The organism is Desulfonatronospira thiodismutans ASO3-1 (assembly GCF_000174435.1).
Classification (GTDB): domain Bacteria; phylum Desulfobacterota; class Desulfovibrionia; order Desulfovibrionales; family Desulfonatronovibrionaceae; genus Desulfonatronospira; species Desulfonatronospira thiodismutans.
Map to the genome: position 1 here is coordinate 1,097,636 of NZ_ACJN02000001.1, position 24,027 is coordinate 1,121,662.

Consider the following 24,027-nt stretch of genomic DNA (forward strand, 5'->3'; position numbering starts at 1 on the left):
TGAAACAAGAGAGTGAGCATAAATGAACCGCAATGGAAACCAAGTTGAAGCTCGACTCTGGGCTGCTGCCGATGAGCTGAGAGCCAATTCCAAGCTGAAACCTTCAGAGTACTCTGTCCCTGTCCTGGGGCTGGTGTTTTTGAGGTACGCCGACCATAAATTCAAAGCCGCAGCCAAGGAATTAGAATGTTCTGGAGGTGGGAGACGGAAAATCGGTCCGGCAGATTATCATGCCAGAGGTGTCGTATATCTTCCAGAAAAAGCTCGTTTTTCATACCTGATACAACTTCCTGAAGGCTCCAACCTTGGAGCAGCAATAAACGATGCCATGCGGGCCATTGAGGCTGAGAATACCGACCTCAGAGAAGTACTTCCTAAAACATACAACCGCTTTGAAAACTACCTGCTCAAAGAACTGCTTAAAACCATGAACTCTGTTCCAATGGATATTGAGGGCGATGCCTTTGGAAAAATCTATGAGTACTTCCTGGGTAACTTTGCCCGGGCCGAAGGGCAGAAGGGTGGAGAGTTTTTTACTCCAACTGCGATAGTCAAACTAATTGTCGGAATCATTGAGCCTTACCATGGTCGGATATATGACCCAGCCTGCGGTTCAGGTGGTATGTTTGTACAAAGCGCTCACTTTGTAGAGGAGCACAGGAAAAATCCCGGATCTGAGCTAAGTATTTATGGCCAGGAGAAGGTGGCTGAAACAGTGCGCCTTGGGAAAATGAACTTGGCTGTTCATGGTCTGGGGGGAGATATCCGCCAGGGCAACGCTTATTACGAAGACCTGCATAACTCCAAGGCTAAATTCGAATATGTCATGGCTAATCCGCCCTTCAACGTGGACCGGGTGGACAAGGACCGGCTCAAAGATGACCCCAGGTTCCCTTTTGGTTTACCCAAGCCAGACAATGCCAATTTTCTCTGGATTCAGATGTTCTACAGCGCTCTTAACGACAAAGGTAGAGCCGGATTTGTCATGGCGAACTCGGCATCAGATGCCCGTGGTTCTGAGCTAGATATCCGCAAGCAGCTTATCGAGTCCAACTCTGTTGACGTGATGGTGGCTGTAGGTTCCAACTTCTTTTATACTGTGACCTTGCCCTGTACCCTGTGGTTTCTGGATAGGGGTAAGAAAAACACTGACAGGGCAGACAAGGTCCTGTTCATTGATGCCCGGCATATTTATCGCCAGATAGACCGTGCTCACCGGGACTGGACACCTGCTCAGATAGAGTTTCTTGCCAATATCGCCAGGCTGTACCGGAATGAGGAGCCTGAAAACCTGCATGACTCTCAGGGACTGATGGATGAAAACTTTCCTGACGGGAAGTACGTGGACGTTCCCGGTCTGTGCAAGGGGGCTACTCTGGAGGACATAGAGGCCCAGGGGTGGAGCCTGAATCCAGGCAGATACGTGGGTGTGGCTGCCAGGGAGGAAGAAGACTTTGACTTTAAGGAAAGGCTTGAAGAGCTAAACGAGGAACTGGAAGGTCTGAATGTCGAGGCCAGGGAGCTCGAAGAAAGGATTGCTGAGAATGTGGTTAGGTTGTTGGAGAAGGATTGATGCTCAGTCATTTTCAGCAATCGCCTCTAGAAGAAATAGTCAACTTTAAGACCGGAAAATTGAACTCAAATGCTGCTAAGCCAGACGGCAAGTATCCTTTTTTTACCTGTAGTCAAGAGACTTACAGGACAGATACTTGGTCATTTGATGGGGAGTATGTGCTTCTTGCAGGTAACAATGCAGCGGGGGTTTACCCTTTGAAATATTTCAAAGGCAAATTTGATGTTTATCAGAGAACTTACGCCATTCGTAGTATTAATGAGACAAAATGCTTAACCCGGTATGTATACTATGCGCTTAGACTTCAGCTTGAGTTAATGAAAAGTATTTCCACTGGTGTGGCTACAAAATTCTTAACAATGTCTTTGCTTAATAGAGCACAGATACCACTACCCCCCCTCCCCATCCAGCGCAAAATCGCCTCCATCCTCTCAGCCTATGATGACCTGATTGAAAACAACCTGCGGCGGATAAAGATCCTGGAAGAGATGGCCCAGAACCTTTACCGGGAGTGGTTTGTCAAATTCCGCTTCCCAGGCCATGAAAAGGTCAGGCTTGTTGACTCTGAGCTGGGGAAGATTCCTGAAGGGTGGGAGGCTGTGAAGCTAGGGAATCTAGTTAAAGTCAGGAAAGGTCAAAATATAACAAAAAAAACTATTGTACCCGGTTCAATACCTGTAGTCGCAGGGGGAATCAAGCCTGCCTACTATCATAATACAGCAAACACTCAGCATCCAGTAGTTACTATAAGCGCTTCTGGGGCAAACGCGGGTTTTGTGAGTCTTTACCATGAGTATGTTTGGGCTTCTGATTGTTCGGTAATTGACAGAAGCACAACCGAGCATGTCTATTTCTTCTATCTTCAGTTAAAAGAAAGACAGCATGAAGTAACTAGGCTGCAAAGAGGAGCTGCTCAACCGCATGTTTACCCTAAAGATTTGATGGAAATTGTTGCAGTGGAGGCCCCCCCTCATATCCTAAACAGCTTTTCTGCAGAGGTATATCCATTACTACATATGGTTAGAAACTTATCTTTAAAAAACCGAATCCTTCGCCAAACCCGTGACCTTCTTTTGCCCAGACTCATATCTGGAGAACTGGATGTGTCCGAGCTGGATATCAATGTGCCGGAGGAGGCTAAAGCATGAGCAAAACAGTATTCAATAAAGTAGACTATGACCTTGATTCGCTGGTCATGAGCATAGCCATTGGTGACATAGGGTTACCGGACATCCAGCGTCCTTTTGTTTGGAAAAACGCTAAGGTCCGTGACTTGTTTGATTCAATGTATAAAGGATATCCTGTTGGCTATTTCTTATTCTGGCACAACGGACTGGCGGCAGATTCAGCTCGAACCATAGGTACGGACAACAAGCAAAAACCTTCACGGCTAGTCATTGTAGATGGACAGCAGCGCTTAACCTCTCTTTACGCTGTTATCAAAAGTGTCCCTGTCTTGAGGGAAAACTTTGAAACAGAGTGCATTAAAATAGCCTTCAATCCTTTGGAAGAAAAATTCGAGGTCTCTGATGCGGCAATAATTCGGGACAAGACTTTTATCCCTGACATATCAGTTTTGTGGAACGACAATACTGACCTTTTTGAGGTGGTGGAGAATTACCTGGAAGGATTAAACGTTTCGCGTGAAATTACTCCTGAAGAGAACAAGGCTATAAAAAAGTCTATAAGTAGGCTGCAGGGTTTATTGAGCTTCCCATTCACTGCCTTGGAATTGCTGCCGGACGTCAATGAAGAAGCCGTGTCAGATGTGTTTGTGAGGATCAACAGCAAGGGTACACCCCTAAACCAGGCCGACTTTATCTTGACCCTGATGTCAGTGTTCTGGGATGAGGGCCGTTCTGAACTGGAACGTTTCTGCCGTGAATCAAGAAAGCCTTCCAAGGATAAAGCATCTCCATTCAATCACTTCATTGATCCGTCACCTGACCAGCTGCTTCGCGTGGCTGTGGGGGTGGCCTTTAAACGTGCCAGACTCAAGTATGTGTACTCGATACTTCGAGGTAAGGACCTGGAAACAGAAAAATTCAGTGATGAACTTCGGGATAAACAGTTTGCCCTGCTTAAAGATGCTCAGAGCAGGACATTGAATCTGCAATACTGGCATGACTTCATGAACTGCATCCGGCAGGCAGGATTCAGAAGCGGTAAGATGATTAGTTCCCAGAACAACCTGATATTCTCATATATCCTGTATCTTATCGGGCGGACTGAATATAAGGTTGAGGAGTTCGCCCTTCGCCGTTTGATTGCCCGCTGGTTTTTCATGTCAGCAGTAACAGGCCGTTTCAGCAGTTCCCCGGAATCGGCAATGGAATTCGACCTGGCACAACTGAGAGAAGTTGCTTCCGCAGAGGACTTTGTAAAAAGGCTGAATCATGTGTGCGATATCACTCTGACAAATGACTTCTGGAACCTGACACTACCCAACGACTTGGCTACCTCATCACCCCGAAGCCCGTCTCTATTTGCATATTATGCTGCTCTGGTGCTTCTGGATGCCCGGGCTTTATTTTCCCACAGCAAAGTAACTGACATGCTGGACCCAGCCATAAAAGCCCATAAGTCTGCTGTAGAAAGACATCATCTTTTTCCCAAAGGGTACTTGAAGAAACAGGGTATCACTTCAGTCCGGGATACCAACCAAATCGCCAATTATGCCCTGGTAGAATGGGGGGACAACATAGATATATCAGACAAGTCACCTGCTGAGTATGCTCCGGAGATGTCGGAAAGATTTAAGCAGGAAAGACTTGAACGGATGTATCGAATGCATGCCCTGCCCTCAGGCTGGGAGCACATGAATTACCGGGATTTTCTGGAAAAACGCCGTGAACTAATGGCAAAGGTTATTGCTGAGGGTTACGCCACACTGCTCACTGGCGAAGCAGAAGAAGAGCTGGCAAAGGAAGAACTGGACCTGTCAAAAGTAGTGATGAACGGTGAATCCGATGACATTGAATTCAAGGCTTCACTTCGGGTTAATCTCCATACCGGCAGCAAGGACCCAAGAATCGAGCATGCTGTGCTCAAGACACTGGCAGCCTTTTTAAATACCAACGGAGGCACCCTGCTTGTTGGGGTGTCCGATGACGGCACCCCTGTGGGTATTCAGGTAGATGGCTTTGAAAACGATGACAAGATGAGCCAGCACTTGGTGAACATTGTTAAATCCCGCCTGGGGGTATCGGCAATGACAAACATACATGCCCGCTTTGATGACCATGAAGACAATCGAGTTATGGTCATAAAATGCGCAAAGGCTCCAACGCCAGTTTTTGTCAAAGAGGGTGACAGGGAAAGATTTTTTATCCGTACCGGACCGGCTACAACTGAGCTTTCCCCGAGTCAGACCCAGGAATATATCAAACAAAGGTTCAATTAATGACCCCCTCTGACTACTCAGAAAATACCTTGGTGGAACAGCCTGCCATTTCCATGCTTGATGAGTTGGGGTGGAAGACTTTTGATGCCTATAGTGAATTCGACCATGGCTCAAGCTCTCTTGGCCGGGAAAACAAGGGTGAGGCCATCTTAAAAACAAGACTTCTGCAGGCCCTTCAGCAACTAAATCCCGATATCCCAGTTGAAGCGTTACAAGAGGTTATTACAGAGCTGAGCAAGGACCGCTCTCGCATGAGCCTGGCCGCCGCCAACAAAGAGATATACGAACTGATAAAACATGGCATGCGGGTCAGTGTTCCAAATACTGAGGATGAGGAAGAGAGGATTGAATGGGTCAGGATTATTGACTGGGAAAATCCATTAAAAAATGATTTTCTGCTCTGTTCGCAGTTCTGGGTGACAGGAGAGATGCATACCCGCCGGGCGGACCTTGTTGGCTTTGTAAATGGGCTGCCCCTGGTTCTGATGGAACTGAAGGCTATTCATCGTCGTCTGGAAACTGCCTTTACCTGCAACCTGAGTGATTACAAAGACACTATCCCCCATCTTTTCTGGACTAATGCGCTGATAATACTCTCCAATGGGAGCCAGAGCAGGGTCGGTAGCGTGACCGCAGGCTGGGAGTACTTTTCAGAATGGAAGAAAATCGATGATGAGGAAGAACCTGGCAGGGTGTCTTTGGAGACAATGCTCAAAGGAGTATGCGAACCTTCCAGGCTTTTGGAACTCGTGGAAAACTTCACCATATTTCAGGAAGTTCCAGGGGGGTTAATTAAGCTGATTGCAAAGAACCATCAGTACCTGGGAGTCAAAAACGCCATCAAGGCCCTGGAAAACATCCAGGAGCACAAGGGAAAGCTTGGAGTCTTCTGGCATACCCAGGGCAGTGGCAAAAGCATCTCCATGATTTTTTTTGCTCAGAAGGTCATGCGTAAGAGGCCGGGAAACTGGACGTTTGTAATAGTGACAGACCGCCATGAACTGGACATCCAGATTTATAAAAATTTTGTCTCAGCCGGTGTGGTTACGGAGGGACGAGCCCAGGCTGAGAGTAGTCAGCACTTGCGCCAACTGCTTACCGAAGACCATCGTTATGTGTTCACCCTGATTCATAAGTTCCGCACTGAGAAAGGAGAGATTCACCCTGTCCTCTCCGAACGTGAAGACATCATAGTTATCACAGATGAGGCGCACAGGAGCCAGTATGATACTTTGGCCATGAACATGCGCACCGCCCTGCCCAGAGCCTCTTTTCTGGCTTTTACAGGCACTCCCCTGATCGTCGGCGAGGAAAAGACCAGGGAGGTTTTTGGAGAGTATGTCAGCATTTATGACTTTAAACAGTCTGTGGATGACGGGGCTACTGTTCCTCTGTACTACGAAAACCGGATACCAGAGCTGCAACTCAAAAATGAAGACCTCGACAAAGAGATGGAACGTATTCTTGAAGAAGCTGAGCTGGACGAAGAACAAGAGAAAAAGCTGGAGCGTGAATTTGCCCGTGAATACCACCTGATAACCCGGGAAGACAGGCTGGAAGCCATATCCAAAGACCTGGTCTCCCATTTCATAACCAGGGGATTTAGAGGCAAAGGCATGATGATTTGCATAGATAAGGCTACTGCCATACGTATGTTCAATAAAGTGCAGAAATACTGGCAGGAGAAAATTAATTCCCTGGAAAAAGAACTTGTCCGGGCTGACAGCCAGAGTAAGGACGTTTTATCAGAGCGTTTAAAATGGATGAAGGAAACCGACATGGCTGTGGTGGTCTCCCAGGGACAAAACGAAATTGGCGATATGGAGAAGAAGGGTCTGGATATTCGTCCTCACAGAAAACGCATTCTGGAAGAGGACCTGGAGAACAGGTTTAAGGACCCAGAGGACCCTTTCCGTCTGGTCTTTGTCTGTGCCATGTGGATGACCGGCTTTGATGTGCCTTCCTGCTCAACCCTCTACCTGGATAAGCCTATGCGCAATCACACCCTGATGCAGACTATAGCCAGGGCCAACAGAGTATATCCAGGAAAGGTCAGTGGGCTTATTGTGGATTACGCAGGAGTATTCCGTGACCTGGAAAAAGCTCTGGCCATTTATGGGGCCAGAGGTGGAAAAGATGACGGGAATAGACCTGTTGAAGATAAGGCAGCTCTTCTGGAGGCCTTGAAGCAGTCCCTTCGGGAAACTGAAGAGTTTTGTAAGAGACATGGAGTTGACCTGGAACGTATTGAACAGGCAGAAGGTTTTGGAAGAATAGGACTTTTGGATGATGCCCTCAAGGCTTTGGTCCCACCGGAACAATTAGAGAAGGCAGGCATAATCAATAGACAGGAAGACATGGATGATGCTGTTGAATCATTGGTGGGCTCAGAGGAAGCAAAACGCAAATATCTTGACTTGGCCAAGACTGTTGACAGGCTGTACAAGGCAGTACTTCCAGACCAAGAAGCCAAAGCTTTTTCAGTCAAGGTGGCCCCTATTCAGATTATTGCACAGAAAATTCGCAACCTGACTCCTCCAGCTGATATTTCTCTAGTCATGGGACAAGTAGAGGAACTGCTGGACCGTTCCATCAAGCCTGAAGGCTATGTCATGCCTGAGTCAACGCCAGACAACCCTGAAAACTTGATAGATCTGAGCGGAATTGATTTTGAAAAGTTGGCCGAACAGTTCAAAAAGGGCCGTAAAAAGACCATTAATGAAAAGCTTAAAGGCATGGTAGCAAGAAAGCTTATGATGATGGTCCGGCTTAACCGAACCCGCATAAATTACATGGAAAAGTTTCAAAAATTAATTGAGAAGTACAATGAAGGAAGCATGAACGCCGAGGAGTTTTTCCGTCAGCTTAAAGAGATTGTCAGAAGCTTAGACTTGGAGGAACAAAGAGCAGTATCCGAGAACCTGAGCGAAGAGGAACTTGCCTTGTTTGACCTTTTAACCAAGCCGGATTTGGAGCTAAGTGACTCAGACCGGAAGAAAGTGAAAGCTACCGCCAAAGAACTATTAACCAAACTCAAGACAGAAAAGCTGGTCCTGGACTGGCGCAAGCGTCAGCAGACCAGAGCTGAGGTGCGCATAACCATTGAAAAAATCCTGGACGAGGGGTTGCCCAGGGCCTTTACCCCGGAGTTGTTTGAACAAAAAACAACTGCTGTATATCAGCATGTATACGAGTCATATTATGGGGTTGGGCAAAGTGTGTATGCGGCGGCTTAAATATAAGTAAGGTTTTTCAATTAAGGCTCAGGTATAGTATACTGGCCATCCCTGATCTCCACCTTCCCCAGGGCCAGCAGCTTCCTGACAGAGGGCCTCATGGTCTTGCTGGGGGCATCCAGCTGCATGCGCAGGAGCTTGTCATAGATCTGCAGGACGTTACGGGCCTGCTGCGCCTTATGGGGCTCCAGGAAGCGTATGCCATGGACTGTGACTTGCCCTTTGGAATCGAGTTCTACGTTCAGACGCAGGGACTGTAAGAATTTAAGCGGATCGAAGGGGGTGCGCATAAGTAAAATCCTGAGAGCAGGCCACAAGAAAAAGCATCAGGATACAGCTTCTTTCAACTTCTTCCCCGGCTTGAACTTGGGCACCCGGGCAGCAGGGATATTGATCTCAGCGCCGGTTTGGGGATTGCGGCCGGTCCTTGGCTTTCTCTCTGCTACTGTGAATGTACCGAAGCCCGGCAGTGCTACCTGGTCGCCGTTCTTAAGCTGCTCGGAAATGATGTCCTCCACTCCATCCAAGGCCTTCTGGGCATCTGCCTTGGTCATTCCAGATTTCTGGGCAAGACTATCCACCATCTGTTTCTTGTTCATAAAAGGCTCCTTTTTATCTTATTGGAATTGATGTGTAAAATAAGCAGGCTGGGAAAAATCTATGCTTGCACCACTGGGTAGGACTTCCTGGCATGCTCCAGCAGCATAAACATGACGGTCTTGACCAGAACCTGGGTGTTAGGATGCTTACTCTCCCTTGGTCCTGCTACATTAAGGACATAGACATCACTCTCCAGCCCCCATTCCCAGATAAAGTCTATATCTTTATTTAAAGGATCGTCTTCAAGATCACATACATACAATGGCTTTTCATGCTTGATTGCCATATTAAAGGTCAAGTTGGTGCCTCCGGTGGGCTTGCCGTAGGTAAAGATCATAGTTCCATCAGAGTCAATGACATTCTGCTTGTTCCGGACACGATAGTCTGCTGAGTCAAGTTCCTGGACAGGATATTTAGCGGGTATTGGCCCAGCCTCGGATTTGCGGCCCTTGGGACACCAACCGCCACATGGATGACCAAGCTCCAAGGCAGCGTCCAGGGCTCCCAAAGCAGCTCCTGTCTGGCCGCCGGTAATTATTTTTTCGAATATCTTACGTTTTGTCATCAAAGAGAATCTTCTCCCTGCTCCCTCATCTGCCTCTCGAACACCCGGCTTAAAACCGCCTGGCGCATGGATTCAAAGATGGCAATGCCGTCAGCTACTCCTATGTCTCCACGGTCTATCTTCTCACACAGGCCAATACGTAAGGCATGCAATGTTTGTACATTCAAGTCTCTGGGGTATTTTTGATTCATGGCCTCCCACTCAGCTAAAGCCTCTGGTTCATGGCAGAAGTTTTCAGGCTCCTCGGAGCCGGCTGGAGTGGCAAACAGGAAGATTGATAGGAACGGAAGAACAAAAAGGCTAAATGTCTTCATCTGCATCTCCTTCCCTCACGTACTGATCCCACAGATCCTCGAAGATCAACCTGGTGGCATCCCCCAGTTCTCCATTGAGCGCTGCTTGCAGGATAAGGTGGTGGTGCTTGTCCAGGATGGCTCCCTGGTTTGTGGCTTGGAGGATAGTCAAGGCTTTTTCAGAGTCTGTCATGGTGGTGGTTCCTGTGCATCTGCAGTGGATTTTATTTCGCCCGCCTTCCCTGGAGCTCCAGGGACACTCTCTTGACCTCCTCCAGGTATTCTTCCTTGGTGATTATACCCTTGGCAAAAAATAGGTTCAGCAAGGCCTCATGCTGGATCATGCTTGAATACGTAATCTCAACATGAATTTTAAAAATAAACATGAATATTGCCGTGAAAATTTTTTAATGAAAGATTTGTTATTATTTATTTTCCCAAGAAACAATATTGATATAAGGAGGTATCGCATTGTGCGCTGAATTTAAAATTGCTTCTGAGCTAAAACTTACATTTGCATTACCAAGATATCCAATCTCATCTTCAAAGTATATGTCATCCGACAACTCTTCTCCAGCCACAACAACAGAGCCAAATATATTAGGTGTCCCAGCAGAAAACATATCTATTGTATCACCTTCTTCAACCATGTAAACCACTATACCTTCAAAATGGAAGTTACCTGTTATGTCTGCACCATTTTTTAATATTAAAACGCCGGCTCCATCTATTGTCCCACCTAATTTCTTATTATCAACGATAGTTATTTGAGGATTCTCACGATCACCCCAAACATCGTTTCCTGGAACATCTGTATCATGTTCAATCAAACGATCATAGTTGGGTAAAAGTCTATTTGCGTAGTCAATCCAGTAGTCATTTGCTATACCTGTCTCATCCAAAGCACTATCACCTATCTGGGTAGTCTCTACAGGTGAGTCTAAATGTTTATCTTGATAATCTAAGTACTCAAATTCATTGTCAGAATATATGGCTGGCATACTGTCGTATTCACTATCAAAATTTTCTAGTCCTGTACAATTGCCTCCGCATAAAAAGTCTTCTGGAACATCATGGTCATATCCTGAAATTAATGGATTTCCTTGCATCCTCATTTTGGGGTTAGGAGTATGAATACTGAAAGGAGCATCAGGGGTAGGTGTATCTGATTCATTTCTGTCTATCTGCAAAGTAAGAGTTGTCTGCACATTTTTGTCTTTTTTGTTGCCATTAGAAATAACCTGAAACGAAGAGTTATTGTTATCATCTTCCCATTGGAACCAAACTGAGTATTCTGAGTCGTTTTCAAACTTATGTGAAAGATACGGTTCCTCATCTTCAATGTTATCTATCTCACTATCCAAAATGAAACTTTTACTGCTGTCTCCTCTAAGGCTTGACTCGCTAAGCCTTTCTTGCAGGTATGATTTGCCTGCTTCAATTCCACTCTCAGACACATAAAAGGCCGCTTCTCTCATAATTTCATCTCGTACAATACCAAGTTCCGAATTAGTCGCTCGTAAAGCGGCTGCACCGAGGATGCTCAACAACATGAGCACTACTATAGATATAATAAGAGCACTGCCAGCTTGTTTTTTATAAATACTCATAGAATTTATTCCATGTCTTAGTTAATCGTGGGACTCATTCCAACACTTGATTTTTTGAAAGGGAAGACTATTTCTCTTTCTTTGCCAAAAGAACGCCAGCTAACTATCAATTCAAAAGCAAATAAATAATCAATATCATCAATGTCTAAGCTTGAAAACAAAATATTATTTAAATCTTTATCGTCCGCTTCAATATCAATTTCATATTTTATATTTGATATATTTGACTGTATTTGCTTAGGATATATATTAGTGTCTAAATCTAAAAAGTCTTTAGCAATTATTATTTCAAGCTCTTTGTTGGCATGGTGCATAGCTTCTGTCATTTCTCTCGCAACTTTATTGTTCTGAACGGATGTAGTATGCATGGTAAGCACCGCTAGTATACCGACCAGAAGTATTAAAAGCGAAATTAATACCTCTACGAGAGTTATGCCTGTTTCATCTTGCATTTTAATTTACCTTTATGTAAATATGATGGCTATAAAGCCATAAATAGACCAGACTAACAATACTATTAGTACAGCAATCATGCAATGAAATAATTTTTTGCTCATATTACTGGTAATACATGTTTCTAAATATGATAGTATCTTCAGCACAGTGCTCAAACTGATCTGAAATGAATGGAGTTCTGCCCCATGCTTTTCCGCATAGTGTAAATTGTACTTTTCTTATTTCAGATGGGTTATCTATGTTACCTGAATCGCCATTTTCATTTGAGTTTGGTTCAATTTCATTTCTATCTTTATCATAATATGTAAAATTTAACTTACTGCTCAAATTTGGCATCAATATACTGGTTACACCATTCGATGCCTCGTTTCTTTTTCTTACAAAGTCATATTCTTGACTTCCATCACCATTAGTATGTTCTTGGGTGGTATATGTAATATCCCCAATTTTAAATTCGTGGTTATCTGCTTGTATTTCACTTTCATCTAACTCAAATCCTACCATTTTGAGGTCATTATTCAAAACCGTCCGCACATGCCTTACATTTTGCTGAACTTCTAGTATAGCTTTATTGGTATGGTAAACTTTTATCGTGGAGATGAATAGGCTAACAACAGCAGTCATTACTACGCCCAGAATTGCTAAGGCAATTAATAGCTCCACTAAGGTAAGACCTGTTTGTTTATTCTGAATATACATATTTTTGTGTCGCTATAACAGCTTGTATGCTGTTCGGGAATAATGCCTCCAAGCATAACCCAGATACATAGTTACCGCCAACCCGCATGCACCGAACCAGAAGGATAGAATTGAGGCCTCTTCTGTTCTACCTGCGACATAACCTCCCAAAACAGTTAAAAAGAATAGCATGCCCGGAACAAGAAGCCTGGCCAATGGTCTGTTATAAAGCTCAGGTTTTCTTATTAGCTTCACCCCATTGCTGAGGAATATTACTGAGGCAGCTACACCAGGAAGAAGGGAGAAATAAAAAGTGGGGCCGAAGGGCATTATGAGGTTTGGCGCTACCATAAAAACAAGTACTGCCCAGATAAACAGAAAGAGCACCCCAAACTGAAGAAAATAGAAGCCCATAGTTTTTGAGGTGGCGGGTAGGGTAAATAATGGGGAAAGGAAATCACCGAGGGCTCTCTTCTTGATCAGTGATTTATCCTGAACCATTAGTTTTCCCCTTTTTCTGGCTTCAAGTGTTTTGGAGAGATATTGTCCTAATCCATTAGGTAATTCAGAGTCGATATAAAATCAATTCTTTTTTCAATCCGTTTCAGTCTGGTAGGTTCACCTTCTCCGCCACTCCCATGGCTTGACTGGATCATCCTCTGCCCACAGTCCAACCTCAGCCTCACGGGCATCCTGCTGCAGCTCATTCCATCTGGAGCACAGAGGTTCCTCATCACAGTATCTGGGGTACACCTAGGCCAGTCCCTCCCGGATAAGCTCCTCGTTCAGGTTGCTGCCATCATCAAGGATAACCGTGGCTATTGTCCTGCGGTAAAAACAGCGTTATCGCAAATCAATTTCTGTTGTATCTGCGCATATCAATAATATTACTTAAGCAACATTTTATTCTAATGCATTATTATATATATAGTAGTTATCTATACCGTTTTGAGCTAGGCGCTTTGATATTTCATCAGAAAAGGACTGTCTAACAAAATATAAATCATACCCGTTTGGGGTTGAATCAACATACAAAGCCAGCAATCCAAGATCTTGATAGTTTTTTATTTCTTTTTTTGCGATCATCTCAGCGGCCTGCATCGCTTTATCATAGTTGCGAGTGCCAGGCTGGCGTGCACTAAAGTCCATGTAATATGCTGAAATAACATGATTAAAATTGCCCAATGCATGGTGTTGTTTTGCTAAGCTTTTAGCAACCAACTCTACATTGCCACCACCAAAAATCCATGAAAAAATTCCCATGACCACCTCCATAAAATTAATGAGTTAGTCCATCACTATTAGCCATTTTCACAATCGATACCATATCTGAGTCACTGGAAATTCATGCACGAAGCGACTTTCGTCAGTTATCGAATGAACATGTTAGGTTGATAAGTATGCTTGTAAAACTAATAATATCTTTTAGTAAATTCACCCTGAGCTTCTTGTGAGCGCCAACCTGAATATGTCTTAATTATGCCGGTTTGAAATTGTTTATATCTTATTCTTGTATCTTCTTCTGAAAGAGAAAAGAAAAAATATTTTTTATTTTGTCTTCTTTTCTGTCCTTCTTTTTCTTCCTCTTCTTCTGTCTTGCCGTTACTGCCTTCTTTGCCTGTCTGAGGCAAAGGAGGGTAAGTTCTTGGGTCGCAAACAAAGCCAACAAGTTGTCTGCCTGCACTGTGGCGAAGCCTTTTGTCCTGACTATCGAAACAGGGGCAAGCAAAAATACTGCTCCAAAGTGCCTTGTCGGGCAGCCAGTAAGAAAGCCAGTCAAAAGGCCTGGCTGGATAAGCCTGAAAACAGGGATTATTTCCGGGGACCGGCCCATGTGGACAGGGTCCGGAACTGGAGAAAGCAAAATCCCGGATATGCCAGGCGCAAGACCACTGCTCCCAAGCAAACGTTACAAGATCACTGCCTCCCAAAAAGTGTTGAAAATCAACGTGTTGAGGAAACGTTACAAGATCACTGGATCACGCAACCATCTGTTATTATAGGACTAATCTCCTCCTTATGCGGGAGTGCGTTACAAGATGACATCGTCAGGGCCGCCCGACAGATGTACACCCTGGGCTGTGACGTCATCAACAACCCCAAAGGAGGATTTCATGTACCAAAAGTATCCGATTCATCCCCAGAGACTGCGCAAGGTTCCCAGACAGTTCAGCTGGGTGGACCACAGGCTGGTTCGTGACGGTCATATTGAGAGGTTAAGCCATGCTGCAGCAGCCTTGTACCTGTTCCTGGTGACCGTGGGCGATCAGCAGGGGCTTAGCTACTACTCCGACCCCATTGTCATGCAGCGCCTGGGAATGGATGAAGTCACTTTGCAGCAGGCGCGCTTCAATCTGATCCAGGCTGATCTCATTGCCTGGAAGAAACCGCTTTATCAGGTTCTATCCATCCAGGTCCCACCCGTAAATCAGGCCAGGACAGCACAGGCCGGGCCTGTGCACTTCTCAGACGTTCTCAAAAAACTTGCCGGGGGTAACACATGATTGATTATGAGCTTTATGCCAGAATAAAGCACTACCATGAACAAAAAGGACTTACCCCGGCCCAGATAGCAAAAGAACTGCAGCTGGATCCGCGTACAGTGGGCAAATGGCTCGAAGCAAAGCAGTTTCATCAAAGAAAGTCAGTAACAAGACCAAGCAAGCTTGATCCCTTCAAGGATACCATCGTCAGGATGCTGGAGGAGCACCCCTACACAGCCGTCCAGGTTTTGCGCAGCATCAAGGAGCAGGGCTATACAGGAGGCTCCTCCATTCTCAAGGAATACATAAGCAAAGTCAGGCCCAAAAGGTCCAGGGCCTTTTTAAGTCTGGCCTTTGCCCCAGGAGAGTGCGCCCAGGTTGACTGGGGAAATCACGGCTCCATCCAGGTGGGAGACAGCAGGCGCAATCTCAGCTTCTTTGTCATGGTCCTTTGCTACAGCAGGATGATGTATCTTGAGTTCACTGTCTCCCAAAGCATGGAGCACTTCCTGTCCTGTCATCAAAACGCCTTTGACGCATTCGGGGCTGTTCCCAAAAAAATCATGGTGGACAACCTGAAATGTGCAGTGCTCAAGCACCCCTATGGCCAAAAACCGGTTCTAAATCCCAAATATCTTGACTTTGCAAAGCACTGGGGTTTTGAGATCAGTGCCTGCGGAGTCAGAAAGCCCCATGAAAAAGGCCGGGTGGAGAATGCCATAGGTTATGTCAAAAAGAACTTGCTGGCCGGACTTGAACTGCCGGATTACCGGGCCATCAACCATTATGCCCGCCACTGGTGCAGGGCAACAGCCAATGTACGTATCCATGCCCAGACCGGCAAGAAGCCGGTGGACATGCTTGAAGAAGAAAGAGAGCACCTTTTGCCCCTGCCTGTTAACACCTATGATATCGGAGTCGTAACCCAGGTCCGGGCCTCGTCGCAGTTCCGGATCACCCTGGAGTCCAACCGCTATTCCGTGCCAGCCAGGTACGCAGGCAAACGCCTGACCTTGAAGACTTATCCTGATCGCTTATGCATCTATGACGGCAACAATCTTGTGGCCAGGCATATCCGCAGCTTTGACAAAAAAAGGGACATTGAAGACCCCGATCATGTCCAGGAGCTTATTGCCCAGCGCCGGGCAGCCAGGGATCAGCAATTGTTTTCCCGGTTCCTGGCTTTGTCCCCAAGAGCAAAGGATTATTACTTTGAGTTGGAGAAAAAGCACTTGAACATCAAACACCATGTCCAGAAGATTGTAGCCTTAAGCGAAATCTATGGCTCTGAAGCCGTGTCCAGGGCCATGGACGACGCATTCACCTACAGTGCCTTCTCCTGTGAGTATGTAGCCAACATCCTGGAGCAAAGAGCCAGGACCATGCCCGCACCAGGAGCCCTGCATCTGACCAGGCGAGAGGATCTGCTGGATATTGAAGTCAAAGACCCTGATCTAAGTATTTACGACAAACCCAAGGAGAAAAACCCATGACCAACAAACACCAAAGCGAGGTGCACAGGCTGGAAGAAAATCTCCAGCTGCTCAAGCTGACCTGTATAAAAGAGCAGTACAGGCCGGCGGCTGACAAGGCTGCCAGGCAGAACTGGGATCATCTGGGCTATCTGGCCAGGCTGGTCCAGGCAGAAGCAGATGCCAGGCATGATCGCTCCATCCAACGCCGTATCAGGATGGCCCGTTTCCCAGGCATAAAAACCATGGAGAACTTCGACTGGACATGGCCGACCAAGATCAACCGCCCGGCCATCCAAAACCTCTTTCGCCTTGGATTTATGAAGGACAAGGCCAACATAATAATCCTCGGAGGAGTAGGCCTGGGCAAGTCACACATAGCCACAGCCCTGGGTTACAGTGCATGCCTGGAAAAGTATTCTGTACTGTTTGCCACCACCATAGATGTCATAAACACCCTCTCGGCCGCACAGGCTGCACACAAGCTCAAAACAGAGCTCAAGAAATATGTAAGTCCTGAACTGCTCATTCTGGATGAGCTTGGCTACCTGCCCATAGACAAGCAAGGTGCAGACCTGCTCTTCCAGGTTATAAGCCAGCGCTACGAACAAAAATCAACCATCCTGACCACCAACAGAGCCTTCAAGAAATGGCCCGAGGTGTTCAACAACGACAGCACCCTGACCTCAGCCATGTTGGACAGACTTCTGCACCATGCCGAAACCGTCCTCATTGAAGGCAAAAGCTATCGGATGAAAGACCAGGTTCAGGAACAATAGCTCCGCATAGGCAACCGCCGGCATCAACCTTTATGTCTGGAGCTGGCGGTTGCTCCAAAACAACATTTTTAAACCGGCGTTTTATGGCATCTTCAAGCCGGCGCTAACACTTCTTCGTATTCTGGGCTCCTACCATATACTGTGACAGTGGCATCTTTTGATGGAACTCTCAATTTGAAGGGACCGTCCCAGTCTCCTGGAGGTAAACTTGATCTAAATCCTCCTGCTGGTTTGTGATCGAACACAATGAAATTGTTATTGTTCACAAAAAAAGAATAAGCTTCTTCAGGATGCTTTTGTGCTAATTTCCAAAAATCAATGTTCCCTGTTTTCATAATAAAAAACCAAAATATAACTCCTGCCAACGCGATCAATAAAATAATTTCCATGTAGTATACCTCTTATGATTTTTAAAATTTATTTTTTAGAAAAAATCATAAAAAAATGCGTTTAATACAATGCTATTCTAATGATAACATGTATTGTATAATATTTTTTTATTTGCTAAGTAGAAACAAAGGCCATAATAACATATGCCCAACAATGGTAGGTATAAAGCCAGCAGACCCCTCTCTTCCTTTGGATACATTGCTAAGTCCAATAAATAAGCCAATCACCAGATACGTAATTCCAATAAACGTAAACATTGACTTTTCCTCTCTGTATTTTAGTTGTATAATTTTTGTAGCTTTGTTGGTGATAATTTTTTGTTTATGGTTTAATCTCTTGGAAATATGCGCCTACATGAACTTCTAATATAATTTACTGCCCAATCACTTTCATCGCCAGTTAGATGTTCTAGCATACATTCTTCATAATTTTTTGGTCCAAATATACCTAATCTTCTTTTTGGTTCTGCTGCTTTGGGATATTTATTATGACAAGCTCTTCTTATTTCAGATGCTGCTCTATTGTTTTGTACGCCAGGCATTCTATCTAATATACATTCATCGTGTGTTTTTGAGCCAAAGAATGCGTTTGTTGTTGAAGGGACTGTAAAAACAAGTAAAGATATTAATAAAAAAGATAATACTTTCATTATACCTCCATTTTTATGGTTTGTTTTTGACATTATAAAGTAATAATTATCCATACCACCATAATTCCGGTAGCCAGATTCAATACATGATGCCAAGACCACTTACTTTTCATAAAAAAGAAGTAAACTAGAGTAGCTGGGACAAGCCCGACTATGAAAGCAGGAAAAACAGCTATTAAAGAGTCCAAGTAAGAAAATGTGTGGGTTTGATAATCTAAATAAGCACCAACAAGATAAAGCAGTACCCATATGAATTTTAACAAAACCATATTACCTCCAATTGCTAGATATGTACTATTTTCCCGATTTTATGATTATTTTCCAGAGTTGTTATGTATCAGTTTAGGTTGGGGCTGAAGGAAACAGCCTTTCACAGCACGAGGAGTTTTTCGTTGGGATGTTTGATTAGATAGCTGTATTGCCGAGATGGGAGAGGCATCCAAAGGAACCAGGTAATCTGCATAGAAACCGTCCTTTTGTCAGGCAGGTTAAAAAGGTACTGAAATAATTGAATTATTTTAAGTACTGTAAAAATAGCAGTGTTCGCTTTCGATTTCAATACAAATTTTGCTTGATTAATGGTCACTTCTCAATAAATATCGAATTTTTGGGATCTTTTTTTTATAAAACAGCAAATAATTGACCAGATTACTGTGAAATTGCCAGGAAGACCCTGGATAGCAGGGCCTTCCTGGTGTCTTTTGCGGCTTATGCAGCCTGTTTCGCCTTTAAACCGTCCAGAAACGTGACGAATCTCTGGAAGAGCTCCTGGTCGCGCTTGCAGCGGCACAGATTGTGGTACTGCTCATTTACCTGGTCCTTGGTCAGTTTGCGCAGATCATTGCCGTACTTGCCCAGAAGGTACGCCTCATAGAGATCAAGCTTGTCTGAAAGACCAAGCTCTCGCATCGTGTTTACAAGACTTGCGACAGTTACTCCATTATCTTCCGGGGTAAGCGGCTGCGGGGGCCTGTCCTCCTGCCTCTGCTTTTTCTTGGTAAACACATCCTGGCTTTTCTTCCTGGATGCAGGGGCAGGGTCCGCTACCGGCTCAGCCTCAACTTCACTGTCTATCTTAGGCTCAGCAGGCTTATTCTCCTTGTTCCCATTGTCCGGGCGGCCACCTTGTAGCCATTCTTTGAGAATCTGGCCGGTGTCTTTGCTGGGCAGAAAATACTGACCATCAAAGAGGCCGGTGCGATCCTTTGAGGCCGTTGCAATATGCCCATCCACAGAGAGTTCAAGTACGCAGGTGAATTCGTATTCCAGGCCGTCACGCTGCACAGGTGCCAGGCCAATTTTGACTGGGCGGGTCTTTCCGGTACGCTCGTCCTTGACTACGTCCCAGGCGGTTTTGCTGCGCATGGTTATAATGACGTGCAGGTTGGCACCCAGGATGGAGTCCACCAAGGCGTTGTGCTTGGGAGAGGCCTCCCTCCAGGCGGCAAAATTGTTCTTCTGCGCCTGCGAGGCCCTGTCCACAAACTCCAAGATGCCGCCTTCACCGGACCAGGCATGGGAAAGGGAGTCGATTATGAGCACTTCATAACCGGTCCTTTCAGCCTCCTTGATGGCCTGGGTGTAGCGCTCCGGACTAAAAGGCGGGGTCAGTTCAGCTACATCGTATTCGCACAGGTCGGCATACAGAGAGCCTGAGCCCCTTTCCGTGTCCAGCAGGGCGATCCTGCCTCCAAGACCCTGGGCGATGAGTAAGCTGCTGTAGGTCTTGCCTGAACCAGAGGGGCCGATGAGACCGAGGCGGAGCTTGGACTGTTTTCTTTCTGCTTTCTTAAACATACTGATTTCCTCCCTTGAAAGTAGGTTTTTAGAAACAAAAACAGCCCGCCACTCACGATGAATGACGGGCTGTATGGCCGCTTGGGGTTTAGAGTTGTGGTCAGCTCAGGACCAGGGACTGTTTCTCCTGCATCCTGGCTCCGGGGATTTCCTGGCCCTGTTTGAGGGCGTCCCGGATCTGAGACTTCCTGGGGACAAAATCGATCCTGGTCTCAACGTAATCAGAGGGCAGCTGAGAGATGTCGGTCACCTCCACTGAGCTGCTGCGGCGCAGGTAGGCTGTGGTGCTGACTCCCTTAATCTTGTGGATCTCCTCACGCTGGAAGAGCTCCGCCAGGTAGGCCTTAAAATCAGAGAGTCGTTTCTCCATGGCCTGACGTTTGTTCCGGAGCCTGGTTTCCTCGGACTTGAGAAAATCAATTTCGGACTGGCGTTTACGAACTGCATAACCCACAGCATCAATCTTCTCGATTTCGGCTATGGCCAGCTCCTCCAGGTACTCCAGAGCCACCTCCTGCTGTTCCTCGGGCAGTTCCTCAGCCGTGGCCAGGATATTGGCGATTTCCATTTCAATGTCTGCCAGACTTGCCATGATAAATACCTCCATGGTTGAGTGTTGAAACAATAAGGCCCGGCAACCACTGCGGCAGCCGGGCCTAAAAGACTTGGGGTTTGTTAATGAAGCTACAAAAGACCGTGCTCCTGGAAGGAGTAGTGACCAGTCCTGGAGACAATGACGTGATCCAGGAGGCGTATACCCAGGAGTATTGCAGCTTTTTTGATCCTGGCGGTCATTTCCCGGTCCTGCACAGAAGGGTTGGGATCACCTCCTGGGTGGTTGTGGCTAAGGATTAGTCCAGAAGCCTGCTTGAGCAGGGCATAACGCAGAATCTCCCGGGGAAAGACCGGGGCCTGGTCCACTGTGCCTTTGCTGATGAGTTTCTTGCTTAAGAAGTGGTTCTTGTTGTCCACCAGGAAAGTGACGAAGTGCTCTGTCTTTCTGTCCCGGTAAGACAACATCTTTAAGGCCACAGCCTCTGGAGAGTTGAGCATGTCGGTATGCTTGGACTCTATGGCATACAATTCACTTAGCAGTTCCCTGACTCTTGGTTCCATGATGACCTCCCTGGTTGAATGTGGAAACAAAAAGGCCCGCCTCGTAGTGAGACGGGCCTGTGACCGCACTTGCATTGTTTTAATTGTTACTATAGAATGGCTGTAAACTTATGGAGCAAAGCCATGAAAAGCGAAAAGAATTCTCCTCCAGTACCTCCCCAACACCAGGGCCGGATCTCCAACGTGGATGGGCTGCTGCGGGCCATAGAAGCCTACTTTGACAGCTGCGACGATCAGGGCATGTCCTATACCCTGGCCGGTCTGCAGTACTATCTCGGGGTAATAGACAAGCAGCTCTTGTGGGGTGAACAGGTGAGTAAAAGCAGTGAGCCGCAGAAGACGGTCAAGCTGTACAACAGTCCAGACGTCCGCAGGGCCTTGCAGGTAGCCAGGTTAAGGATTCAAGCCCAGAGGGCCACACAGCTCCTGGATGATGAGAAGAATACTCAAGCTCAGATATTCGACTTGAAAGCCAACTTCGCATGGGTCGATAAACAAGGCCTGGAAGTCACCAGCCCTGACAACTCTGTGGGCAGTAAAGTGGCCGTGGTCCTGCCAGCTGCTCCGGGATCTGTCAGCATGGATGAGTGGCAGAAAATGTATCAAGAGGTGATGTCCCGCCGGAAGAGCGTTCACGAGCTTAAGGTCGGAGGTGAGGAGTAAGGATTAAAAGTGGTTACCTGGAATTCGAGGAAGTGGAGATTACCACTTGACCAGACCTTGCCGGCAGTCCGGGCAGTTGCATGGCTGCACAAAGTCTTGCAGTGTCTGGACTGCCTGGGCGATACTGTCTTCACCGAAAATGTGCAGTCCCGGCTCAAAAACGCACCAGCCGTTTTGCAGGCAGACAATGACACTCTCCGGGTCGTCAAAATCTACAGCTGCCACCCGCTTATCCCTGAAAAGAATCGTGTCCATACTAAACCTCCTTGTTAAAAGGGCATTCATTGCAAAATTCTCTGTCCCTGCAATGGGAACAGACCTTTACCTCGTCCATTCTGTCTGGCAGCCAGTCAAAGATCAGCTCCAGAGTCCTGGTCATGGGCTTACCTGTGGCCCAGGCGATGCGCTTTAGGGTCCTACTGTGGATTCTGGACAATTCAGGGGTATAGGCCATGATCACCTCCTTTGCTTATTGGCCTTCCTGGCCTGTTTGAACAATTCTTTGCCCTTTGCCGTACCATCCAGGATGTTTTCCTGGGACATAGCGTGAGTGATCTCTCTTTTGGTTTCGAGAGGGAGCTCGCTTTTCATGATGTCCATAAGGAGTTTGTTGTAGGCATTATATTTGGATATGAAGCCGGGCATAATCACACCTCCTTAACTATTCATTTTCGTCCGCATCTTCCCAGTACGGGCAGTCTGTGGGCTCATCCACATCCCGGTCATCCAGCACCGGGACTACCGCATTGCCGATCCTGGGCAGCATCTCGTCCGCCCTCTGGCAGTACTGCGGGTCCCTGAGCAGGACGCCATTGACCAGCACGTCAGAGAATTCCTGGTTGTTCAGGCAATTTCTGCAGGTCTTAATCATACTTACCCCCTTGGTTCTCCGGCCAGGCCGCACCAGCCTACCGGGTGAATGTTCCTGCCTTCAAACTCTCTTGTTTCCCGCCACATCATGCAGTCTTCTGCTGAGCACATCTTGGCTTCTGGACCAAGCTCAGCTTCACTTGGAGCTGCCAGAAACCCATTTTTTGCGAATGGACATTCTGTACGCCTGGCTTGCTCTCTGTCTCTGTACATACTCTACCTCCTCTAATGTATTTCCCTGGCCCCGAAGGACGCAGGGATGTTTAGAAGCCATTTGCCGCCCAGTCCAAACACCAGTCAGCTACAAAGGCTTTCGAACCCTTTTTGATTCTGGTGGTGGACGGCTGGCGTGTGAAGCCCTTCCACACTCGGCCGTCGGTCCTGACCATCCAGGACATCACCTGGTCTTTAGAATTCACAAACCGGATAAAGCCTCTGTGGTCTGGACCAGTTACAGTGACCTTGTACTGTCCAGCTTCTGTTACAACGTCTGAGAATTTCATCTTCACCTCTGAGTGGTTTTGCCCCGGCATGACCACCGGGGCGTTAGACTATGCTGCTTTCAGCTTCTTGGCCTCTATCCAGGTCTTCATCTTTTCAGGGGAGCCCCAGCAGACACCTGGAGCCTCGTTATGCAGATACGCAATGTAAGCAGGCAGATTGACCTGGTTGTGATCATCCGCCCGGGCTATAGCCTTGGTCAGATCATTGCTGATCACTGCGCTTAAGAAGTCTCCAGGGGGCTGGCCTTGATGGATATAGCGCTCAAGGGCATCCAGCATGTAAGCTGGGATGTAAAAGCCCCTGAAACTGTAGCCGGTGTCCATGGGGTTGATGGTCTGCATGGTTTACCTCCTTGTAGTTAGGCATTTAGTCCCTGAAGGGACTGGGTTTTGATGGTGCGGGAGCCGTGCACAGTTCTGATCTTGTCCAGGTCCCACTGTCCTCTGCTGCTGGTCTTGGATTCAGGGGGCCTCCAGAACCAGGCTTTCTTTTTGGGTGCGAAAAAGAGCCCTGCGTCTTTGAGTGCCTGGCGGTGCAAGTAAGTATTGCCGGTGACCCAGAGCCAGGTGCCGCAGATCTCGAACAAGAGGCCCGGCAGATGTCCGATCTTGCTGAGAATGCCGGACATCTCTTCGTCCAGGGACATCTCGCCCGGACCTTCTGCTGCGTTTTCATGTATGGCCCACTCACCAAGGCTGGATACAAGCAGGTCATAGGCAGCGTTGACGAGCTTCATGAGCTCTTCGCCGTAGGGATTGATGTCTGGGTGATACTTGCGGGCTGCTGCACGGTAGGCTTGCTTCAGTGCCTCCAGAGTGGCTTCCTCGGGCTTTAGAACCTGCAGCGCTTCCTGAGTGTTCATCTTTTACCTCCTTTGTTGGTGGTTAAAC

At 46.7% G+C, this 24,027-nt stretch carries 33 protein-coding genes; 8 read left to right on the plus strand and 25 right to left on the minus strand.

Annotated elements, in window-relative coordinates:
* Nucleotides 1–22 precede the first annotated feature (22 nt).
* Genes DTHIO_RS05010 through DTHIO_RS05025 form a run of 4 tightly spaced genes read left to right on the plus strand, consistent with a single transcriptional unit; the run spans nt 23 to nt 8,212 of the window.
* The gene (locus tag DTHIO_RS05010) at nt 23–1,573 is read left to right on the plus strand and encodes a type I restriction-modification system subunit M (protein ID WP_008869264.1); all 1,551 of its coding nucleotides are present in this window, start codon (nt 23–25) and stop codon (nt 1,571–1,573) included.
* Nucleotides 1,573–2,721 carry a restriction endonuclease subunit S gene (locus tag DTHIO_RS19535; RefSeq protein ID WP_008869265.1) on the plus strand — a complete coding sequence of 383 codons (1,149 nt, stop codon included), beginning with the start codon at nt 1,573–1,575 and terminating at the stop codon, nt 2,719–2,721. Before DTHIO_RS05010 ends, DTHIO_RS19535 begins: the two co-directional genes overlap by 1 nt.
* Nucleotides 2,718–4,976: a GmrSD restriction endonuclease domain-containing protein gene (locus DTHIO_RS05020; RefSeq protein WP_008869266.1), complete on the plus strand. Its 2,259-nt coding sequence runs from the start codon at nt 2,718–2,720 to the stop codon at nt 4,974–4,976. The genes DTHIO_RS19535 and DTHIO_RS05020 overlap by 4 nt, the downstream gene beginning before the upstream one ends.
* Nucleotides 4,976–8,212, plus strand: a complete 3,237-nt coding sequence (locus DTHIO_RS05025) for a type I restriction endonuclease subunit R (protein WP_008869267.1) — start codon at nt 4,976–4,978, stop codon at nt 8,210–8,212. The genes DTHIO_RS05020 and DTHIO_RS05025 overlap by 1 nt, the downstream gene beginning before the upstream one ends.
* Before the next feature lie 20 nt (nt 8,213–8,232).
* On the opposite strand, the gene DTHIO_RS05030 is transcribed toward DTHIO_RS05025, so the two are convergent.
* The 13 genes from DTHIO_RS05030 to DTHIO_RS21365 form a co-directional block, all read right to left on the minus strand.
* Nucleotides 8,233–8,502, minus strand: coding sequence for a hypothetical protein (locus DTHIO_RS05030; protein WP_008869268.1), 270 nt, complete (start codon nt 8,500–8,502; stop codon nt 8,233–8,235).
* A gap of 36 nt (nt 8,503–8,538) precedes the next feature.
* The gene (locus DTHIO_RS05035; RefSeq protein ID WP_008869269.1) at nt 8,539–8,811 is read right to left on the minus strand and encodes an HU family DNA-binding protein; all 273 of its coding nucleotides are present in this window, start codon (nt 8,809–8,811) and stop codon (nt 8,539–8,541) included.
* Between the two features lie 59 nt (nt 8,812–8,870).
* A complete protein-coding gene (locus tag DTHIO_RS05040) occupies nt 8,871–9,377 on the minus strand; it encodes a putative molybdenum carrier protein (protein ID WP_008869270.1) in 507 nt (168 codons plus the stop codon).
* The gene (locus tag DTHIO_RS05045) at nt 9,377–9,691 is read right to left on the minus strand and encodes a hypothetical protein (protein ID WP_008869271.1); all 315 of its coding nucleotides are present in this window, start codon (nt 9,689–9,691) and stop codon (nt 9,377–9,379) included. The genes DTHIO_RS05040 and DTHIO_RS05045 overlap by 1 nt, the downstream gene beginning before the upstream one ends.
* On the minus strand, nt 9,678–9,863 hold the full coding sequence (locus DTHIO_RS05050) for a hypothetical protein (RefSeq protein ID WP_008869272.1): 186 nt from the start codon (nt 9,861–9,863) through the stop codon (nt 9,678–9,680). Before DTHIO_RS05050 ends, DTHIO_RS05045 begins: the two co-directional genes overlap by 14 nt.
* A gap of 31 nt (nt 9,864–9,894) precedes the next feature.
* Nucleotides 9,895–10,056: a hypothetical protein gene (locus tag DTHIO_RS21820; protein ID WP_008869273.1), complete on the minus strand. Its 162-nt coding sequence runs from the start codon at nt 10,054–10,056 to the stop codon at nt 9,895–9,897.
* Between the two features lie 39 nt (nt 10,057–10,095).
* On the minus strand, nt 10,096–11,280 hold the full coding sequence (locus tag DTHIO_RS05055) for a pilus assembly PilX family protein (RefSeq protein WP_008869274.1): 1,185 nt from the start codon (nt 11,278–11,280) through the stop codon (nt 10,096–10,098).
* Nucleotides 11,281–11,297: 17 nt separating this feature from the next.
* Nucleotides 11,298–11,732 (minus strand): prepilin-type N-terminal cleavage/methylation domain-containing protein, encoded by a 435-nt coding sequence (locus tag DTHIO_RS05060; RefSeq protein ID WP_008869275.1) that lies wholly within the window; start codon nt 11,730–11,732, stop codon nt 11,298–11,300.
* A 106-nt stretch (nt 11,733–11,838) separates the two neighbouring features.
* On the minus strand, nt 11,839–12,435 hold the full coding sequence (locus tag DTHIO_RS05065; protein ID WP_008869276.1) for a PilW family protein: 597 nt from the start codon (nt 12,433–12,435) through the stop codon (nt 11,839–11,841).
* A 12-nt stretch (nt 12,436–12,447) separates the two neighbouring features.
* A complete protein-coding gene (locus tag DTHIO_RS05070) occupies nt 12,448–12,915 on the minus strand; it encodes a hypothetical protein (protein WP_008869277.1) in 468 nt (155 codons plus the stop codon).
* A gap of 252 nt (nt 12,916–13,167) precedes the next feature.
* Nucleotides 13,168–13,236, minus strand: coding sequence for a hypothetical protein (locus DTHIO_RS22905; RefSeq protein ID WP_144311470.1), 69 nt, complete (start codon nt 13,234–13,236; stop codon nt 13,168–13,170).
* Nucleotides 13,237–13,317: 81 nt separating this feature from the next.
* Nucleotides 13,318–13,677 (minus strand): hypothetical protein, encoded by a 360-nt coding sequence (locus tag DTHIO_RS05080; protein ID WP_008869278.1) that lies wholly within the window; start codon nt 13,675–13,677, stop codon nt 13,318–13,320.
* A gap of 241 nt (nt 13,678–13,918) precedes the next feature.
* Nucleotides 13,919–14,278 (minus strand): hypothetical protein, encoded by a 360-nt coding sequence (locus DTHIO_RS21365; RefSeq protein ID WP_153305077.1) that lies wholly within the window; start codon nt 14,276–14,278, stop codon nt 13,919–13,921.
* A gap of 250 nt (nt 14,279–14,528) precedes the next feature.
* Between DTHIO_RS21365 and DTHIO_RS05090 the strand changes: the two genes are divergently transcribed.
* Genes DTHIO_RS05090 through istB form a run of 3 tightly spaced genes read left to right on the plus strand, consistent with a single transcriptional unit; the run spans nt 14,529 to nt 17,148 of the window.
* Nucleotides 14,529–14,918, plus strand: a complete 390-nt coding sequence (locus tag DTHIO_RS05090) for a helix-turn-helix domain-containing protein (protein WP_008868686.1) — start codon at nt 14,529–14,531, stop codon at nt 14,916–14,918.
* Nucleotides 14,915–16,390, plus strand: coding sequence for an IS21 family transposase (gene istA / locus DTHIO_RS05095; RefSeq protein WP_008868685.1), 1,476 nt, complete (start codon nt 14,915–14,917; stop codon nt 16,388–16,390). Before DTHIO_RS05090 ends, istA begins: the two co-directional genes overlap by 4 nt.
* The gene (gene istB / locus DTHIO_RS05100; protein ID WP_008868684.1) at nt 16,387–17,148 is read left to right on the plus strand and encodes an IS21-like element helper ATPase IstB; all 762 of its coding nucleotides are present in this window, start codon (nt 16,387–16,389) and stop codon (nt 17,146–17,148) included. The genes istA and istB overlap by 4 nt, the downstream gene beginning before the upstream one ends.
* A gap of 92 nt (nt 17,149–17,240) precedes the next feature.
* Here the strand turns inward: istB and DTHIO_RS05105 are convergent, their stop codons facing one another.
* The 5 genes from DTHIO_RS05105 to DTHIO_RS05125 all read right to left on the minus strand — a co-directional run bounded on the left by DTHIO_RS05105 (nt 17,241) and on the right by DTHIO_RS05125 (nt 21,100).
* Nucleotides 17,241–17,537: a hypothetical protein gene (locus tag DTHIO_RS05105; protein ID WP_008869279.1), complete on the minus strand. Its 297-nt coding sequence runs from the start codon at nt 17,535–17,537 to the stop codon at nt 17,241–17,243.
* A gap of 329 nt (nt 17,538–17,866) precedes the next feature.
* A complete protein-coding gene (locus tag DTHIO_RS20995) occupies nt 17,867–18,241 on the minus strand; it encodes a hypothetical protein (protein ID WP_144311448.1) in 375 nt (124 codons plus the stop codon).
* Nucleotides 18,242–18,895: 654 nt separating this feature from the next.
* Nucleotides 18,896–19,984, minus strand: a complete 1,089-nt coding sequence (locus DTHIO_RS21825) for an ATP-binding protein (RefSeq protein WP_008869282.1) — start codon at nt 19,982–19,984, stop codon at nt 18,896–18,898.
* A gap of 100 nt (nt 19,985–20,084) precedes the next feature.
* Nucleotides 20,085–20,576: a siphovirus Gp157 family protein gene (locus DTHIO_RS05120; protein WP_008869283.1), complete on the minus strand. Its 492-nt coding sequence runs from the start codon at nt 20,574–20,576 to the stop codon at nt 20,085–20,087.
* Between the two features lie 92 nt (nt 20,577–20,668).
* Nucleotides 20,669–21,100 (minus strand): JAB domain-containing protein, encoded by a 432-nt coding sequence (locus DTHIO_RS05125; RefSeq protein WP_008869284.1) that lies wholly within the window; start codon nt 21,098–21,100, stop codon nt 20,669–20,671.
* A gap of 123 nt (nt 21,101–21,223) precedes the next feature.
* Here DTHIO_RS05125 and DTHIO_RS05130 point away from each other — a divergent pair, with 123 nt between their 5' ends.
* Nucleotides 21,224–21,763, plus strand: coding sequence for a terminase small subunit (locus DTHIO_RS05130; protein WP_008869285.1), 540 nt, complete (start codon nt 21,224–21,226; stop codon nt 21,761–21,763).
* A gap of 39 nt (nt 21,764–21,802) precedes the next feature.
* On the opposite strand, the gene DTHIO_RS05135 is transcribed toward DTHIO_RS05130, so the two are convergent.
* From DTHIO_RS05135 to DTHIO_RS05170, 7 genes are all read right to left on the minus strand, one after another.
* Nucleotides 21,803–22,018: a hypothetical protein gene (locus DTHIO_RS05135; protein WP_008869286.1), complete on the minus strand. Its 216-nt coding sequence runs from the start codon at nt 22,016–22,018 to the stop codon at nt 21,803–21,805.
* Between the two features lies 1 nt (nt 22,019).
* The gene (locus tag DTHIO_RS05140; RefSeq protein WP_008869287.1) at nt 22,020–22,217 is read right to left on the minus strand and encodes a hypothetical protein; all 198 of its coding nucleotides are present in this window, start codon (nt 22,215–22,217) and stop codon (nt 22,020–22,022) included.
* Nucleotides 22,218–22,219: 2 nt separating this feature from the next.
* Entirely contained in the window at nt 22,220–22,408 is a 189-nt protein-coding gene (locus DTHIO_RS05145; RefSeq protein WP_008869288.1) for a hypothetical protein, read from the minus strand.
* Nucleotides 22,409–22,424: 16 nt separating this feature from the next.
* Nucleotides 22,425–22,634, minus strand: a complete 210-nt coding sequence (locus DTHIO_RS05150; protein ID WP_008869289.1) for a hypothetical protein — start codon at nt 22,632–22,634, stop codon at nt 22,425–22,427.
* Between the two features lie 2 nt (nt 22,635–22,636).
* Nucleotides 22,637–22,846, minus strand: coding sequence for a hypothetical protein (locus DTHIO_RS05155; protein WP_008869290.1), 210 nt, complete (start codon nt 22,844–22,846; stop codon nt 22,637–22,639).
* Between the two features lie 338 nt (nt 22,847–23,184).
* On the minus strand, nt 23,185–23,478 hold the full coding sequence (locus DTHIO_RS05165) for a hypothetical protein (protein WP_008869292.1): 294 nt from the start codon (nt 23,476–23,478) through the stop codon (nt 23,185–23,187).
* Nucleotides 23,479–23,495: 17 nt separating this feature from the next.
* Nucleotides 23,496–23,999 carry a J domain-containing protein gene (locus DTHIO_RS05170; RefSeq protein WP_008869293.1) on the minus strand — a complete coding sequence of 168 codons (504 nt, stop codon included), beginning with the start codon at nt 23,997–23,999 and terminating at the stop codon, nt 23,496–23,498.
* Nucleotides 24,000–24,027 lie beyond the last annotated feature (28 nt).

Coding starts and splice junctions, on each gene's coding strand:
- DTHIO_RS05055 (WP_008869274.1), bottom strand. CDS start 11,280: ATGAGTATTTATAAAAAACAAGCTGGCAGTGCTCTTATTATATCTATA.
- DTHIO_RS05170 (WP_008869293.1), bottom strand. CDS start 23,999: ATGAACACTCAGGAAGCGCTGCAGGTTCTAAAGCCCGAGGAAGCCACT.
- DTHIO_RS05030 (WP_008869268.1), bottom strand. CDS start 8,502: ATGCGCACCCCCTTCGATCCGCTTAAATTCTTACAGTCCCTGCGTCTG.
- DTHIO_RS05050 (WP_008869272.1), bottom strand. CDS start 9,863: ATGACAGACTCTGAAAAAGCCTTGACTATCCTCCAAGCCACAAACCAG.
- DTHIO_RS20995 (WP_144311448.1), bottom strand. CDS start 18,241: ATGGATAATTATTACTTTATAATGTCAAAAACAAACCATAAAAATGGA.
- DTHIO_RS05140 (WP_008869287.1), bottom strand. CDS start 22,217: ATGGCCTATACCCCTGAATTGTCCAGAATCCACAGTAGGACCCTAAAG.
- DTHIO_RS05155 (WP_008869290.1), bottom strand. CDS start 22,846: ATGTACAGAGACAGAGAGCAAGCCAGGCGTACAGAATGTCCATTCGCA.
- DTHIO_RS19535 (WP_008869265.1), top strand. CDS start 1,573: ATGCTCAGTCATTTTCAGCAATCGCCTCTAGAAGAAATAGTCAACTTT.
- istB (WP_008868684.1), top strand. CDS start 16,387: ATGACCAACAAACACCAAAGCGAGGTGCACAGGCTGGAAGAAAATCTC.
- DTHIO_RS21820 (WP_008869273.1), bottom strand. CDS start 10,056: ATGTTTATTTTTAAAATTCATGTTGAGATTACGTATTCAAGCATGATC.
- DTHIO_RS05130 (WP_008869285.1), top strand. CDS start 21,224: ATGAAAAGCGAAAAGAATTCTCCTCCAGTACCTCCCCAACACCAGGGC.
- DTHIO_RS05090 (WP_008868686.1), top strand. CDS start 14,529: ATGTACCAAAAGTATCCGATTCATCCCCAGAGACTGCGCAAGGTTCCC.
- DTHIO_RS05010 (WP_008869264.1), top strand. CDS start 23: ATGAACCGCAATGGAAACCAAGTTGAAGCTCGACTCTGGGCTGCTGCC.
- DTHIO_RS05040 (WP_008869270.1), bottom strand. CDS start 9,377: ATGACAAAACGTAAGATATTCGAAAAAATAATTACCGGCGGCCAGACA.
- DTHIO_RS05035 (WP_008869269.1), bottom strand. CDS start 8,811: ATGAACAAGAAACAGATGGTGGATAGTCTTGCCCAGAAATCTGGAATG.
- DTHIO_RS21825 (WP_008869282.1), bottom strand. CDS start 19,984: ATGTTTAAGAAAGCAGAAAGAAAACAGTCCAAGCTCCGCCTCGGTCTC.
- DTHIO_RS05020 (WP_008869266.1), top strand. CDS start 2,718: ATGAGCAAAACAGTATTCAATAAAGTAGACTATGACCTTGATTCGCTG.
- DTHIO_RS05120 (WP_008869283.1), bottom strand. CDS start 20,576: ATGGCAAGTCTGGCAGACATTGAAATGGAAATCGCCAATATCCTGGCC.
- DTHIO_RS05165 (WP_008869292.1), bottom strand. CDS start 23,478: ATGCAGACCATCAACCCCATGGACACCGGCTACAGTTTCAGGGGCTTT.
- DTHIO_RS05145 (WP_008869288.1), bottom strand. CDS start 22,408: ATGCCCGGCTTCATATCCAAATATAATGCCTACAACAAACTCCTTATG.
- DTHIO_RS05045 (WP_008869271.1), bottom strand. CDS start 9,691: ATGAAGACATTTAGCCTTTTTGTTCTTCCGTTCCTATCAATCTTCCTG.
- DTHIO_RS05150 (WP_008869289.1), bottom strand. CDS start 22,634: ATGATTAAGACCTGCAGAAATTGCCTGAACAACCAGGAATTCTCTGAC.
- DTHIO_RS05125 (WP_008869284.1), bottom strand. CDS start 21,100: ATGGAACCAAGAGTCAGGGAACTGCTAAGTGAATTGTATGCCATAGAG.
- istA (WP_008868685.1), top strand. CDS start 14,915: ATGATTGATTATGAGCTTTATGCCAGAATAAAGCACTACCATGAACAA.
- DTHIO_RS05080 (WP_008869278.1), bottom strand. CDS start 13,677: ATGGGAATTTTTTCATGGATTTTTGGTGGTGGCAATGTAGAGTTGGTT.
- DTHIO_RS05060 (WP_008869275.1), bottom strand. CDS start 11,732: ATGCAAGATGAAACAGGCATAACTCTCGTAGAGGTATTAATTTCGCTT.
- DTHIO_RS05105 (WP_008869279.1), bottom strand. CDS start 17,537: ATGGAAATTATTTTATTGATCGCGTTGGCAGGAGTTATATTTTGGTTT.
- DTHIO_RS05065 (WP_008869276.1), bottom strand. CDS start 12,435: ATGTATATTCAGAATAAACAAACAGGTCTTACCTTAGTGGAGCTATTA.
- DTHIO_RS05070 (WP_008869277.1), bottom strand. CDS start 12,915: ATGGTTCAGGATAAATCACTGATCAAGAAGAGAGCCCTCGGTGATTTC.
- DTHIO_RS05025 (WP_008869267.1), top strand. CDS start 4,976: ATGACCCCCTCTGACTACTCAGAAAATACCTTGGTGGAACAGCCTGCC.
- DTHIO_RS05135 (WP_008869286.1), bottom strand. CDS start 22,018: ATGGACACGATTCTTTTCAGGGATAAGCGGGTGGCAGCTGTAGATTTT.